This is a genomic window from Aquaspirillum sp. LM1 (assembly GCF_002002905.1).
Taxonomy (GTDB): Bacteria; Pseudomonadota; Gammaproteobacteria; order Burkholderiales; family Aquaspirillaceae; genus Rivihabitans.
The window spans coordinates 3,530,317-3,542,210 of the sequence record NZ_CP019509.1 but is presented as its reverse complement, the minus strand read 5'-3'; the positions used below and the strand labels follow the sequence as shown (position 1 = coordinate 3,542,210).

General features: G+C 62.8%; 15 protein-coding genes, 1 tRNA gene and 1 pseudogene. 10 read left to right on the top strand and 7 right to left on the bottom strand.

Annotation, left to right across the window (positions count from 1 at the left end; genetic code table 11):
• Positions 1-32: 32 nt before the first annotated feature.
• From BXU06_RS17530 to BXU06_RS15330, 4 genes and pseudogenes are all read left to right on the top strand, one after another.
• Positions 33-173 (top strand): annotated as a pseudogene (locus tag BXU06_RS17530) (IS110 family transposase); the annotation flags it as partial.
• A gap of 167 nt (positions 174-340) precedes the next feature.
• Complete coding sequence (locus tag BXU06_RS15340) at positions 341-643, top strand: hypothetical protein (RefSeq protein ID WP_150125232.1); 303 nt, start codon at positions 341-343, stop codon at positions 641-643.
• Positions 644-750: 107 nt separating this feature from the next.
• Positions 751-1,074 carry a hypothetical protein gene (locus tag BXU06_RS15335; RefSeq protein ID WP_077301548.1) on the top strand — a complete coding sequence of 108 codons (324 nt, stop codon included), beginning with the start codon at positions 751-753 and terminating at the stop codon, positions 1,072-1,074.
• Positions 1,075-1,219: 145 nt separating this feature from the next.
• Positions 1,220-1,597, top strand: a complete 378-nt coding sequence (locus BXU06_RS15330) for a hypothetical protein (protein ID WP_077301545.1) — start codon at positions 1,220-1,222, stop codon at positions 1,595-1,597.
• Positions 1,598-1,691: 94 nt separating this feature from the next.
• On the opposite strand, the gene BXU06_RS17765 is transcribed toward BXU06_RS15330, so the two are convergent.
• Positions 1,692-1,853, bottom strand: a complete 162-nt coding sequence (locus BXU06_RS17765; RefSeq protein ID WP_171982240.1) for a hypothetical protein — start codon at positions 1,851-1,853, stop codon at positions 1,692-1,694.
• Here BXU06_RS17765 and BXU06_RS15325 point away from each other — a divergent pair.
• The 6 genes from BXU06_RS15325 to BXU06_RS15300 all read left to right on the top strand — a co-directional run bounded on the left by BXU06_RS15325 (position 1,852) and on the right by BXU06_RS15300 (position 7,198).
• Positions 1,852-2,265: a PTS sugar transporter subunit IIA gene (locus BXU06_RS15325; RefSeq protein ID WP_077301542.1), complete on the top strand. Its 414-nt coding sequence runs from the start codon at positions 1,852-1,854 to the stop codon at positions 2,263-2,265. The genes BXU06_RS17765 and BXU06_RS15325 overlap by 2 nt on opposite strands.
• On the top strand, positions 2,246-2,515 hold the full coding sequence (locus tag BXU06_RS15320; RefSeq protein ID WP_077301540.1) for an HPr family phosphocarrier protein: 270 nt from the start codon (positions 2,246-2,248) through the stop codon (positions 2,513-2,515). Before BXU06_RS15325 ends, BXU06_RS15320 begins: the two co-directional genes overlap by 20 nt.
• 211 nt (positions 2,516-2,726) lie before the next feature.
• Complete coding sequence (gene ptsP, locus BXU06_RS15315; RefSeq protein ID WP_077301537.1) at positions 2,727-4,469, top strand: phosphoenolpyruvate--protein phosphotransferase; 1,743 nt, start codon at positions 2,727-2,729, stop codon at positions 4,467-4,469.
• 62 nt (positions 4,470-4,531) lie between these two features.
• The gene (rfaQ, locus tag BXU06_RS15310; RefSeq protein ID WP_077301534.1) at positions 4,532-5,617 is read left to right on the top strand and encodes a putative lipopolysaccharide heptosyltransferase III; all 1,086 of its coding nucleotides are present in this window, start codon (positions 4,532-4,534) and stop codon (positions 5,615-5,617) included.
• The gene (locus BXU06_RS15305) at positions 5,614-6,744 is read left to right on the top strand and encodes a glycosyltransferase family 4 protein (protein WP_077301531.1); all 1,131 of its coding nucleotides are present in this window, start codon (positions 5,614-5,616) and stop codon (positions 6,742-6,744) included. Before rfaQ ends, BXU06_RS15305 begins: the two co-directional genes overlap by 4 nt.
• Before the next feature lie 151 nt (positions 6,745-6,895).
• A complete protein-coding gene (locus tag BXU06_RS15300) occupies positions 6,896-7,198 on the top strand; it encodes a hypothetical protein (RefSeq protein WP_077301528.1) in 303 nt (100 codons plus the stop codon).
• Between the two features lie 113 nt (positions 7,199-7,311).
• Here the strand turns inward: BXU06_RS15300 and BXU06_RS15295 are convergent.
• The 6 genes from BXU06_RS15295 to BXU06_RS15270 all read right to left on the bottom strand — a co-directional run bounded on the left by BXU06_RS15295 (position 7,312) and on the right by BXU06_RS15270 (position 11,882).
• A tRNA-Arg gene (locus tag BXU06_RS15295) sits at positions 7,312-7,386 on the bottom strand.
• 15 nt (positions 7,387-7,401) lie between these two features.
• Complete coding sequence (locus BXU06_RS15290) at positions 7,402-7,623, bottom strand: DUF1289 domain-containing protein (protein ID WP_077301525.1); 222 nt, start codon at positions 7,621-7,623, stop codon at positions 7,402-7,404.
• Positions 7,623-8,552: a polyprenyl synthetase family protein gene (locus tag BXU06_RS15285; RefSeq protein WP_077302963.1), complete on the bottom strand. Its 930-nt coding sequence runs from the start codon at positions 8,550-8,552 to the stop codon at positions 7,623-7,625. Before BXU06_RS15285 ends, BXU06_RS15290 begins: the two co-directional genes overlap by 1 nt.
• Positions 8,553-8,735: 183 nt before the next feature.
• Positions 8,736-8,981, bottom strand: a complete 246-nt coding sequence (locus BXU06_RS18520; protein ID WP_216352496.1) for a Txe/YoeB family addiction module toxin — start codon at positions 8,979-8,981, stop codon at positions 8,736-8,738.
• A gap of 11 nt (positions 8,982-8,992) precedes the next feature.
• A complete protein-coding gene (locus BXU06_RS15275; RefSeq protein WP_077301519.1) occupies positions 8,993-9,235 on the bottom strand; it encodes a type II toxin-antitoxin system Phd/YefM family antitoxin in 243 nt (80 codons plus the stop codon).
• Between the two features lie 202 nt (positions 9,236-9,437).
• Positions 9,438-11,882: a tetratricopeptide repeat protein gene (locus BXU06_RS15270; protein WP_077301516.1), complete on the bottom strand. Its 2,445-nt coding sequence runs from the start codon at positions 11,880-11,882 to the stop codon at positions 9,438-9,440.
• Between the last annotated feature and the right edge of the window lie 12 nt (positions 11,883-11,894).

Genomic DNA, 11,894 nt, shown 5'->3' with positions numbered 1-11,894 from the left:
TTGTATAATCGATCCTTATGTCGTTAATGTACTCAAAAAAGAGCAAATCTAGCCGTGAGGAGATCTTCGATGCCCTGCAAGGCGAACTGACCGCCAGTCACCGCTTCGTGCTCGACGAACTGATGCAGCATATTGAGGAGATCGAAGCCAGGATCGACCGCTTCGATGCCCGATAGATCAAGGTCGAATATCCATTTTTCTGTACATTCGGTTACATCCCGACACCACTCACTCACAGACGGCCTGTCTGGCAGGGCTTAATCTGAGCCCATCAACTGCAATACGCAGCTGACCCCCGCCACGGGGCCTAACCCAAACTGAATGACAAAGGATGAAGACCATGAATGCCAATACCCTGATCAAGAGCCTGGTTGCTGGTGTGTTTGCCGTGTCCGCCGGGATGGGCTTTGCCGCCGATGCCGCCAAGCCGGAAGTCAAACCGGCTGCCGCCCCGGCTCCCGCCGCTGCTGCTGCTGCCAAGCCGGAAGCGGCCAAGACCGAAGTCAAGGCTGAGGCCAAGAAGGACGTGAAGGCCGACGCCAAGAAAACCGAACACAAAGCAGAGCACAAGGCCGAGAAAAAAGCCGACAAGCCCGCCGACAAGCCGGCTGAAGCGAAAAAGCCGGAAGCCGCCAAGCAGTAAGTGGCTGACCATGCCCTGCCGACACGATGTACCCTCCTGTCGGCAGGGCATGCTGTCAGGTTTGCCTTGAATTGACGCATACCAGAATTCTTGCTGGAGAACACCCCATGTCGATGTGCCAAACCATGCGCTGGACCGCGCTGTGTCTGCTGATGACCACCTCTGCCGCCTGGGCGGCCACCCCTGCCGCCGAACAGCGCGTGGAGCGGATTGAACAGCGCGCCGACATGGCGCGCCAGCACGCCGACCAGGCCGAGGCACGGGCCAATCGGATCGAAGCCGCCAGCGCAGACGCCAGCCACCCGCACCTGGCGCAGCAGCGCGAACGCCGCGCCGAACGACACGCCCGTCGGGTGGATCGCCGGGCAGACCGGGTGGAGCGTCGCGCCGAGCGCAAAACCGAGCGGATTGAAAACCGGCCCGCGCAGTAACGTATCTGCCGGACCAGCGCGACGGCCCGGCAGTGGGGGCGGCATCCTGCTATGTTGAGCATGAGGGGTGGGTTAACATGATCCCGATAGGGGGTCATCCACCGCTTTCCGGCCATTTTTGCACCACTGGACAAGGAGTCACGCCATGCCCTTTCTTCGACTGACTGCCCTGTGGCTGGCACTGGCTGCCGCGTCTGCTTCGGCCCAGTCTCCGGCATGGGGGATACAGCTGATTGTTGGCCAGCCGCCGGTGTACCGGGTGCAATCGCCGGTGGTGGTGTACCCGGCGTATCCTGTGCCGCCTCGCCAGCGTGAATATCGTCACCCTCACCACCATGACCGTGACCGTTACGATTATGATCGTTATGATCATGGCCGGCGTGATGTGCCGCCGGGCTGGCAGCGTCCGCCTGGCTGGAATGATCACCCCTCCTCCCGCGCACCGGCGTATGGCCGCGAGCGGGAAGAAGCCTGGGTGCGTCCGCCGGGCTGGTACGATCCGCCCGCCGGGTCGCGCCGCTGAGTGTTTTTTTCCGGTGTGTCTGCTTTTGCGCCAGCCTGTGCCTCAGACTGGCGCATTGCGTATTGGCCCTGAATTGGGGCTGGGGCATTATTCTTCAGGCATTTTTCATCCATTTCCTCACCGATACTGCCCCCACGTCAGGCGCGGGCTTGTTACAATCGTCGCTGATCGTGACATCCACGAGTGTGCCGGCGGTAATCTCCCTGGCCCACAAAACACCAGACGAACCGGCCCCGGCAAGCAAGAGGGTATTCATGGTAGGCATTCTGATTGTGACGCATGGCGACCTCGGGGTGATCCTGGCGCAATGTGCACAGCATATCCTGCAGCGCGAGCTGCCAAACCTCGCTGTGATGGCGGTGGATAAAAACGACGACCCCGACCGCAAGCTGGCCGAAGCCCGCGATTTGGTGCGGGGGCTGGATGATGGCAGCGGCGTGTTGCTGCTGTCGGACATTTTTGGCGGTACACCCTCCAATATTGCCAGCCGGCTGATTGAGCCTGGCCGGGTGGAAGCGGTGGCGGGCGTCAGCCTGCCCATGCTGGTGCGTAGCCTGTGCTACGCCGGCCAGCCGCTGGAAACCGTGGTCAGCAAGGCAGTCACTGGCGGGCTGGAAGGGGTGATGTATATCGTACCGGGGGACGCACATGGCGCAAGTGCAAGTTGAAATCATCAATAAACTCGGGCTGCATGCCCGGGCATCATCGAAATTCACCCAGCTGGCCGGTCGTTACGCCAGTGAAATCTGGATTTCGCGCAATAACCGCCGGGTCAACGCCAAAAGCATCATGGGCGTGATGATGCTGGCGGCCGCCAAAGGCTCCAAGGTGGAGCTGGAAGCACACGGGGACGATGAGGACGCCGCGCTGGCTGCGCTGGTGGCCCTGATCAACAATAAATTCGACGAGGCCGAGTAATCTGCCTGGCCGCAGGACTGTCAGACCGGTTGAGCCTCAGCCGTCTGCCGGTCATCTGCGCCTGGCATACTCAGCGCCGGCCACGCGGGCAGCGTGAACCGGCCACTTCAACCCGGCCCCTGATGTCGCGGGGATAGCCAGCAGGCTAGTGCGGCAACAGGTCAACCGGGCAGGGGACGGCCCGATCGAGTCTTGCAGGGGGAGGAAGGCCATGAGCATTAGTTTGCACGGCATCGGCATTGGTGGCGGCATTGCCATCGGTCGCGCGCACCTGATTTCGCAAAGCGCCGCCGATGTAGCGCATTACACGCTGGATGCGCACGAACTGCCAGCAGAAAAGCAGCGCTTTGAAACCGCCATCCGCGCCACCCGCAAAGAGCTGGAAATGCTCTGGGGCAGCATTCCGGAAAACGCACCCGCCGAGCTGGGGGCGTTTTTGTCGTTGCACATCATGCTGCTCAACGACGCCACCATCTCGCGCGAACCGCTCAAGGTCATTGATTCGCTGCACTGCAATGCCGAATGGGCGCTAAAAACCCAGTCCGACCAGCTGGTGGCGCAGTTTGAAGACATCGAAGAACAATACCTGCGCGAACGCAAGCAGGATGTGCTGCAGGTGGTCGAGCGCATTTTCAAGAACCTGGCCGGACACAGCAGCGCGCTGCCGATGCCTGACCCGCTCAACGAAGATGCCATCCTGATTGCCCACGACCTGTCGCCGGCTGACATGGTGTACTTCAAGGATTCCAATTACGCGGCGTTTGTCACCGACGTAGGCGGGGCCACCAGCCACACCGCCATTCTGGCGCGCAGCCTGGACTTGCCGTCGGTGATTGCCACCCACAACGCCCGCCAGCTGATCAGCGAAGACGAAATTGTCATCGTGGACGGCATCCAGGGCGTGGTGATTGTTGCCCCCGACGAGCAGGTGCTGGTCGAGTACAAGCGCCGCCAGCGCGCTTGGCGCGAAGCGCGGCGCAAGCTGTCTAGCATCAAGAAGGCCAATGCCGTCACCCTGGACGGCGCACCCATCGAGCTGGTGGCCAATATCGAACTGCCGCAAGACGTCGAAGACGTCAAAGCCGCCGGCGCCGTGGGCATTGGCCTGTTCCGCAGTGAATTTTTGTTTTTAGGCCGCGACACCCTGCCGTCGGAAGACGAGCAGTTTGAAGCCTACCGCCAGGTGGTCACCGAGATGAAGGGCTTTCCGGTGACCATCCGCACCATGGACCTGGGGGCTGACAAAAACCCGAAATGGTCGGTACACGGTGTGTCGGACAACCCGGCGCTGGGCTTGTGCGGCATTCGTCTGTGCCTGGCTGAACCGCAGCTGTTCCGCTCGCAACTGCGCGCGCTGTTGCGCGCGTCGGCACATGGCAAGCTGCGTGTGCTGTTTCCGATGATCAACGGCCTGACCGACCTCAAGCAGGCGCTGGCCCAGCTGGATCTGGCCCGTCACGAACTGCGCAGCGAGAATATCCCATTTGACGAAAAACTCGAAGTGGGCGCGATGATTGAAATTCCGTCGGCAGCGCTGGTGATCAATTCGCTGACCAAGTACGTCAATTTCTTCTCGCTGGGCACCAACGATCTGATTCAGTACACCCTGGCCATCGACCGCAACGACGATGCGGTCAGCTCGCTGTACGACCCCACCCATCCGGCGGTGCTGTATCTGATCCTGCACACCATCAAGGCGGCCAACAAGGCCGGCATGCCGGTGTCGGTGTGCGGTGAAATGGCCGGCGACGCCCGGCTGACCCGGCTGCTGCTGGGCATGGGCCTGCGCAAGTTTTCCATGCATCCGGCCAATATGCTGTCGGTCAAGCAGGTGGTGCTCAACACCCACCTGGATCGCCTGCTGCCACTGACCTCGCGCATCTTGCGTGCCGACGACCCGGACAAAATCCACGACCTGCTCCAGCAACTCAACGCGCTGGATTGTGCTGCCTGAGCGCCGGGCGCGGCCAACTGCCGCGCCCTGGCCCGATCTTCTGCGAAAAACCGACTGTTTCCATGCTGCAAGACGCCATCGACCCCGCCGCGCTTAAGCGCGTGCTGGTGATCAAACTGCGCCATCACGGCGATGTATTGCTCACTTCTCCCGTGTTTACCGTGCTGAAACAGCATGCCCCTCATGCCGAACTTGACGCACTGGTGTACGCCGACACCGCACCGATGCTGGGTGGCCATCCGGCCATCAGCCAGGTGTTCTGCATTGGCCGCCAGTGGAAACGCGCTGGCTGGCTGGCTCAGCTGCGCCACGAATGGGCGTTGTTTCAGGCGCTGCGCGCCCGCCAGTACGATCTGATCATCCATCTGACTGACCACAATCGCGGTGCCACCCTGGCGCGGCTGCTGAAACCCCGCTGGGCCATTGCGCCAGCAGGTAAAACCAGCAGCCGCTTTGCCAAGGCTTTTACCCACCGTTATCCGCTGGTGGGCGGCAATCGCCGGCATACGGTGGAATTACACCTGGATGCCCTGCGCCGGCTGGGCCTGCAAGCGCCTGCCGATGCGCGACAACTGGTGCTGTGCCCATCGGCACATGCCCGCCAGGAGGTGAACCGCCGGCTGGAGGCGCTGGGCCTGTTGCCCGGCCAGTTTATCCATATCCATCCCACCTCACGCTGGCTGTTCAAAACCTGGCCGGTGGCGCAGATGGCCGAGCTGATTGACCAACTGACCGCCCGTGGCTGGCCGGTGCTGCTGACTGCCGCGCCCGACCCGGCGGAACTGGCCATGCTGGCCGACATTCAGGCCAGACTGAGCCGGCCTGTGGCCAGCCTGGCCGGGGAACTGAGCCTGGAGCAACTGGGTGCGCTGCTGGCGCAGGCGCGTGCTTTCATCGGCATGGATTCGGTGCCCATGCATATGGCCGCTGCGCTGGGTACGCCCACCGTGGCGCTGTTTGGCCCCTCCGGCGAAATTGAATGGGGGCCATGGCAGGTGGCGCAGCGGGTGGTGCGCGAAGACTGGCCGTGCCGGCCCTGTGGCCGCGATGGCTGCGGCGGCGGCAAGCTCAGCGAATGCCTGAGCGCCATTCCGGCCAGCCGGGTGCTGGCGGCGCTGGATGAACTGCTACAGGAGACTGGCCGATGACCCGACTGGCGATTGTGCGGCAACGCTATAACCCCGCTGGCGGTGCCGAGCGCTTTGTCAGCCGCGCGCTGGACGCGCTGGCCCGTCAGGGCAGCCTGGATGTGACGCTGATTACCCGCCGCTGGGAAGATCACCCCGGTTACCACAACCTGACGGTCAATCCGTTTTATCTGGGCAATGTGTGGCGCGATGCCGGCTTTGCCCGTGGCGTGCGTCAGGCCATTGCCGGCGAAGGCTTCGACCTGGTGCAGGCGCACGAGCGCATTCCCGGCTGCGACGTGTTTCGTGCCGGCGACGGTGTACACCGCGCCTGGCTGGCGCGCCGCAGCCGGGCACTGTCAGTGCTGGGCCGGCTCAAGCTCAAGCTCAACCCGTATCACCACTATATCTGCCGCGCCGAAGCGCGCATGTTTCGCCATCCGGCGCTGAAAACCGTCATCTGCAATTCGCAGATGGTGGCCACTGAAATCCGTCAGCTGTTCGGCCTGGGCGACGACCAACTGACGGTGATTTACAACGGCGTGGACAGCCAGGCCTTCCATCCTGGCCTGGCCAGCCAGCGCGACGCCGTGCGCGCGCACTGGCGCATTCCCACCCAGGCCCCGCTGCTGGTGTATGTGGGTTCCGGCTTTGAACGCAAGGGCGTGGCCACCGCGTTGGCGGCCATTGCCCCGCTGGCCGGCCTGCACCTGCTGGTGGTCGGCCATGACAAGCATGCCGCCCGCTACCAGGCGCAAGCTCGCGCACTGGGCATTACCGAGCGGGTGATCTTCACCGGCGCGCAAAAAGACGTCAAAAGTTTCTACGCCGCTGCCGATGCGCTGATCCTGCCCACCCTGTACGACCCCTTTCCCAATGTCTGCGTCGAAGCACTGGCCTGCGGCCTGCCGCTGTTTACCAGCACCGGCTGCGGCGCGGCGGAATGGATTCAGCCCGGCAAAAACGGCTGGGTGCGCGATGCGCTGGACGTGGCCGGCTTTACCGCCGACCTGTCGCACTGGCTGCAGCGCGAAGCCGACTGGCCAGCGCTGCGCGCCTGCGCCCGCGCCACGGCAGAACCCTACACGCTGGAGGCAATGGCGGAAGAATTGCTGGCGCTGTATCGACGGCTGTTGGGAGCAGGCTGAGCGCTACATTTGGTTACATCCTGACACCAGGCACTCACAGACGGCCCGACAGGCGAGGGGTAATCTTCACTCATCGACTGCACCCCGCAGTGATCCCCGGACACCGGGGCGCCCAGACTGCTGTTTGAACCCAGAATAAAGGATGCCAACCATGAACACCGCCCTGAAGACCCTGATCGCCGCCACCCTGACCCTGTCCGCCGCTGTGGGCTTTGCCGCTGATGCACCGAAAGCCGAAGCCAAGCCGGCGGCAGCGCCGGTCACCGCCACCAGCGCGGCCAAGCCGGAAGCGGCCAAGGATGCCGTCAAGCCGGAAGTGAAGGCCGAAGCCAAGAAAGACGCACACAAGGCTGACAAGAAAGTGCAAGCCAAGACGGTGAAGAAGGCTGACAAAGCCGCCGACAAGCCGGAAGTGGCCAAGGACACTGCCAAGCCGGAAGCCGCCAAGCAGTAAGCCTCAGCGCGAATCACCACCCCGGAAAGCCCACCGCCCCGGCCCTCATCAAGAAGGCCGGGGCGGTGGCGTTGCTGAAAGGCGGCTGAATTCAGCGTGTGTGTCAGCCAGCATGGTGCCCCCGACAGGAATCGAACCTGTAACTGCCCCTTAGGAGGGGGCCGTTATATCCATTTAACTACGGAGACCACGCAGTGAAGCGATTATACCGCAGGCATGGCCGGCGGTGTGGATGTTGCCTGGGCGGCGCGTTCGCTGGCAATCCGGGCCAGAATGGCCTGTTTCTGGCTGTCGTCCATCACGTTCCAGAACGTCACTTCTTCAAACGTGCGGCCACAGCCCTTGCATACTGCATCGCCCAGTGCAGTGGAGCAGCGCGCCACGCACGGGCTGTCCACGCCGGGGGTGAGAATCACGCCGGCCATCAGGCTTCGCGCGCCACCGACAGGCGCGCCAGTTCCATCATTGCCGTGCGGGTGTCGCTGTCCGGGATGACGTCCAGCGCGCTCACCGCGCGCTCGGCGGCCAGGCGCGCCTGTTCGCGGGCGTAGTCCAGTGCACCGCTGCGTTGCACCGCCGCCAGCACCGCCGGAAAATGTTCGCGGTCGGCATGCGACAGCGCATGGCGCACACAGTCGGCATCGGCGGGCTGGCCGTGCTGCATCACATAAATCAGCGGCAGGGTGGGCTTGCCCTCGGCCAGATCGTCGCCCAGGCTCTTGCCAATGGTGGCGGCGTCACCGGTGTAATCCAGCACGTCGTCGATGATCTGGAACGCCGTGCCCAGGTGCATGCCGTAGGCGGCCAGTGCGGCTTCCTGTTCTGGCGTGGCGGCAGCCAGCATGGCACCCACACGGCCAGCGGCTTCAAACAGCTTGGCGGTTTTGTACTGAATCACCCGCAGATAGGCTTCTTCGTCCACATCGGTGTTGCCGATATTGAGCAACTGCAGCACTTCGCCTTCGGCAATGATGTTGGTGGCTTCGGCCATGACTTCCAGCACGCGCAGATTGTGCGTGCCCACCATCATCTGGAATGCGCGGGTGTACAGAAAATCGCCCACCAGCACACTGGCGGCGTTGCCAAACAGCGCATTGGCGGTGTCGCGGCCTCGGCGCAGCGCCGACTCGTCCACCACATCGTCGTGCAGCAGGGTGGCAGTGTGGATGAATTCAATCATCGCCGCCTGGGTGTGTACCTGTTCGCCAGTACAGCCCAGTGCGCGGGCAGACAGCAGCACCAGCGCCGGGCGCAGGCGTTTGCCACCAGCGCCAATAATGTATTCCGCCACCTGGCGGATCAGGACGACATCCGAGTGGAGGCAGCGGCGGATCACTTGATCCACGGCGTGCATGTCGTCGGCAATCAGTGGGCGAAACAGCGGGGCAGTCACGGGCGGCTCGGCGGCTAGGTTAAAAACAAGCTGGCAATGATACCAGAGTGCGGGCGGGGTAGGGGGGTGGGTGCGGCGGGAGCACTGGCGGCGCTTGGCTGGTGTCGGAGAGATGCTTGCAAGCGCTGGCGGAGCATGTGGCTTCTATTCGTCGTGTGACCACATGCGCAGAACTTTGATGATTTTTTGTTCTTGCAACACCTCGTAGACCAAGCGATGCTGAATGTTGATGCGTCGTGAATAGGCACCAGATAAATCACCGACCAACTTTTCGTCAGGAGGTGGATTCTGAAACGGGTTTTCTTTGACGCAGGCAAGTAGCGCCTGGGCCTTGTCCTTCAATCCACATGCAAGTTTCTGCGCGTCTTTTTGGGCGTGCCTAGAGTACACAAGCGCCCAACTTACCAGTCAAGCTCTTTGGCGCAATTTTCTGGTGCCTGGGCCATGCCTTCTTTGATGGACTCGCGCATGCCTGGCACAGAGAGAAGATAAAGCGTTTCTTGAATTGCCTGCCAATCTTCTGCTGCGATGAGCTCCGCGTCATGGCGTTTTCCCGCAATGGTGATGGGTTGATGCGACTCGGCTGTCTGATCCATAAGGCGGTATAGATTGGCCCGCGCCTCGCTAGCAGTCAGTGTTTGCATGCATGGCCTCTGATTTTAAGAAAACGTAGGCATATTGGTACGCCTTGTCAAGTGATTGGCGTCACTCACAAAATTCAGCATAGCCTTCCCTCGCGCAGACAGTACATAAGGGTCAGCAAGGCAGAACAATAACGCCAGGGGGGTTGTGAGTGGCGTTTAACACGCTTCAGAGCATGCCCGAATAGTGCCACTCTGAGGTGTTTTATTCCCCACACCCCCCCCGCCACATCCCCCTTAACGCCCCTCCAAACACCTCAGCAAACCCCGCTTCATCCATCAGCGGGCTGGCCTCTGTCTCTGCGCGCAGGCGTTGGCGGATGGCGTCCAGCGCCGGGATATCTGCCGCCAGGCTTTGCGCAATCGCCACGTAGTCTTCTGCCGTGTGGGCAATCCATTCCGGGTGGCCGATGGCGTGCAGCAGGCTGGCCCCCATGCGCGACACAAACCGTTCGCCCGTCAGGGTAACCAGCGGCACGCCCATCCACAGCAGGTCGCAGCTGGAGGTGCCGCCGTTGGCGGGGAAGGGGTCGAGCACGATGTCGATTTGCTGGTAGCGTCGGTATTGCCAGCTGCGTTCCCGGTGAATCAGGCTCAGCCGTGTGGCCGGGATGTCCAGCGCGGCAAAGTCGGCCAGCAGCTTGTCTTTCAGCGAGCTTTGCTCCAGTCCGGCCAGCTCCAGCAGCAGGCGGCTGTCCGGCAGGGCATGCAGCACCTTGGCCCACAGCTTGAGCGTGGTGGGGGTGAGTTTGGCGATGTTGTTGCAGCAGCCAAAGGTGATGTAGCCGGTTTCCAGCGCGGGGGTTGGCCATACGGCGTAGTCAGGGTGCTGGCGCTTGTCGGGAAAGCGCAGCATGGGCCGGTAGCAGCAAAACACCTGAGGCAGCCGCCACAGCCGTTCGCTGTAACGCGGTTCGACGCCATCGGGGTCGCCGTGGCGGTCGGTGATGCGCCAGTCGATATGGGTCAGCCCGGAACTGTCCGGGTAACCCAGCCAGCTGGCCTGCACCGGGGCAGGTTTGCGGGCGAACACGGTCAGCCGGTTATTGGCGGTGTGGCCGGACAGGTCAATCAGGATGTCGATCTGATCCTGGCGGATGCAGGCTTCCAGCTCGTTGTCATTCCATCCCAGCACATGCCGCCATTTGGTCCAGCACGCCTGCAGCCGGGCGCTGATGGGGTCGTGGACAAAGGTCTGGCTGTAGCCGTAGTGCTCCAGATTCAGGTCGGGGCGGGCGGCCAGTGCTTCAAACAGCGGCAGGGTGAAGTAGCTGACTGCGTGATCGCAGAAGTCTGCTGATACCCAGCCAATGCGCAGGCGGCGCTCGGGGTCGCGCGGGTTGTCATGCGCGGCCACCCGGCCACGCCACGGGCCTTCAAACTGTTCGCCAAATGCGCGGTGCCAGTGCGCGCAATCGGCGGCGCTGGCCTGGTCGGCGTATTGCAGGGTAAGCAGCAGGTTGTGCCAGGTGTCAGCCTGCATGGGGTTCAGCGTGATGGCGTGGCTAAAGCCGGCCATGGCACGGGTCAGGTCGCCCAGGTCTTTTTGCACATTGGCCAGGTTGCCGTGCAGCTCGGCCATATTGGGCGCTTGTGCCAGCGCGGCGCGGTAATAGTCGGCGGCTTCGTCCAGCCGGCCACGCGCTTTCAGCAGGTTGCCCAGATTGTTCAGGGTTTTCAGGTCGTGGGGGTCGTAGCTCAGGCCCAGCCGGTAGCTGGCTTCGGCTTCGTCGCAGCGGTCCTGGCCGTGCAGGATGATGCCCAGGTTGTTGTGCGCCAGCACATAGTCTGGCCTGAGCGCCAGCGCCTGGCGGCACACGGTTTCGGCCTGGAGCAGCTCGCCGCGTTCACGCAGCATGTTGGCCAGGTTGTTCAGCGCCGGGGTGTGCTCCGGACGCAGTGCCAGCGCCTGGCGGCATACCGGTTCGGCTTCGCGCAGACGGCCATTTTCGTAAAGCAGGCTGCTCAGGTTGTAGTAAGGGTCTACCCACTGCGGCTTGAGGGTGATGGCCCGAAGGTAAGCCTGTTCGGCCAGGGCAATATTGCCGGTGCTGCGCGCGCTGATGCCCAGGTTGTTGAACACTTCGGCATCGTCTGGCAGCCAGTAGCTGGCCTGCTGGCCGGCGTCTTGCGCCGCCTGATATTCGCCGTTGCTCTGAAACAGATAGGCCAGCATTTTCCAGCCATGGCCAAACGCCGGGTAGTGCGTCAGCAGTGGGTGGGTGATCTGCCGGCAGGCGTCCAGCTCCTGCCTGGCGTAGTGGCCAAACAATTGATCCTGCACCTCTTGTGGCGGCTGGGTCACCTGGGCGCGACCCAGCAGCTCGCTGGCGGGCAGCCCGCGCTGGCGTGCCTTGACCAGGGCGCGCTGCGCCTCGCTATAGCGGCCCAGCTGAATCAGCGAGTCGATCAGCGCCAGCCAGTAGCCGCCCGGCACCTGCGGCGCGTTCAGTGCGGTCTGCAAATGTGCCAGCCCGCGCTCGCGCTGGCCGCTGTGCCAGTAGGCCAGCCCGATCTGGTGGTGGGCAGCGTGCTGGGCCGGGTCGGCGTGCAGCACCTCCAGGTAGCAGTCAATGGCTTGATCAAGCTGGCCAGCTTGTTGATGTGCCAGGCCGGCTTGCAGGCGTAAGTTCAGCGAAGAATCGTTCATGGTGCTCGGTCG

Excerpts from the sequence above, each read along its gene's own strand:
- BXU06_RS15340 (WP_150125232.1), top strand. The coding sequence starts at position 341 with ATGAATGCCAATACCCTGATCAAGAGCCTGGTTGCTGGTGTGTTTGCC.
- BXU06_RS15335 (WP_077301548.1), top strand. The coding sequence starts at position 751 with ATGTCGATGTGCCAAACCATGCGCTGGACCGCGCTGTGTCTGCTGATG.
- BXU06_RS15330 (WP_077301545.1), top strand. The coding sequence starts at position 1,220 with ATGCCCTTTCTTCGACTGACTGCCCTGTGGCTGGCACTGGCTGCCGCG.
- BXU06_RS15325 (WP_077301542.1), top strand. The coding sequence starts at position 1,852 with ATGGTAGGCATTCTGATTGTGACGCATGGCGACCTCGGGGTGATCCTG.
- BXU06_RS17765 (WP_171982240.1), bottom strand. The coding sequence starts at position 1,853 with ATGAATACCCTCTTGCTTGCCGGGGCCGGTTCGTCTGGTGTTTTGTGG.
- BXU06_RS15320 (WP_077301540.1), top strand. The coding sequence starts at position 2,246 with ATGGCGCAAGTGCAAGTTGAAATCATCAATAAACTCGGGCTGCATGCC.
- ptsP (WP_077301537.1), top strand. The coding sequence starts at position 2,727 with ATGAGCATTAGTTTGCACGGCATCGGCATTGGTGGCGGCATTGCCATC.
- rfaQ (WP_077301534.1), top strand. The coding sequence starts at position 4,532 with ATGCTGCAAGACGCCATCGACCCCGCCGCGCTTAAGCGCGTGCTGGTG.
- BXU06_RS15305 (WP_077301531.1), top strand. The coding sequence starts at position 5,614 with ATGACCCGACTGGCGATTGTGCGGCAACGCTATAACCCCGCTGGCGGT.
- BXU06_RS15300 (WP_077301528.1), top strand. The coding sequence starts at position 6,896 with ATGAACACCGCCCTGAAGACCCTGATCGCCGCCACCCTGACCCTGTCC.
- BXU06_RS15290 (WP_077301525.1), bottom strand. The coding sequence starts at position 7,623 with ATGGCCGGCGTGATTCTCACCCCCGGCGTGGACAGCCCGTGCGTGGCG.
- BXU06_RS15285 (WP_077302963.1), bottom strand. The coding sequence starts at position 8,552 with ATGCACGCCGTGGATCAAGTGATCCGCCGCTGCCTCCACTCGGATGTC.
- BXU06_RS15275 (WP_077301519.1), bottom strand. The coding sequence starts at position 9,235 with ATGCAAACACTGACTGCTAGCGAGGCGCGGGCCAATCTATACCGCCTT.
- BXU06_RS15270 (WP_077301516.1), bottom strand. The coding sequence starts at position 11,882 with ATGAACGATTCTTCGCTGAACTTACGCCTGCAAGCCGGCCTGGCACAT.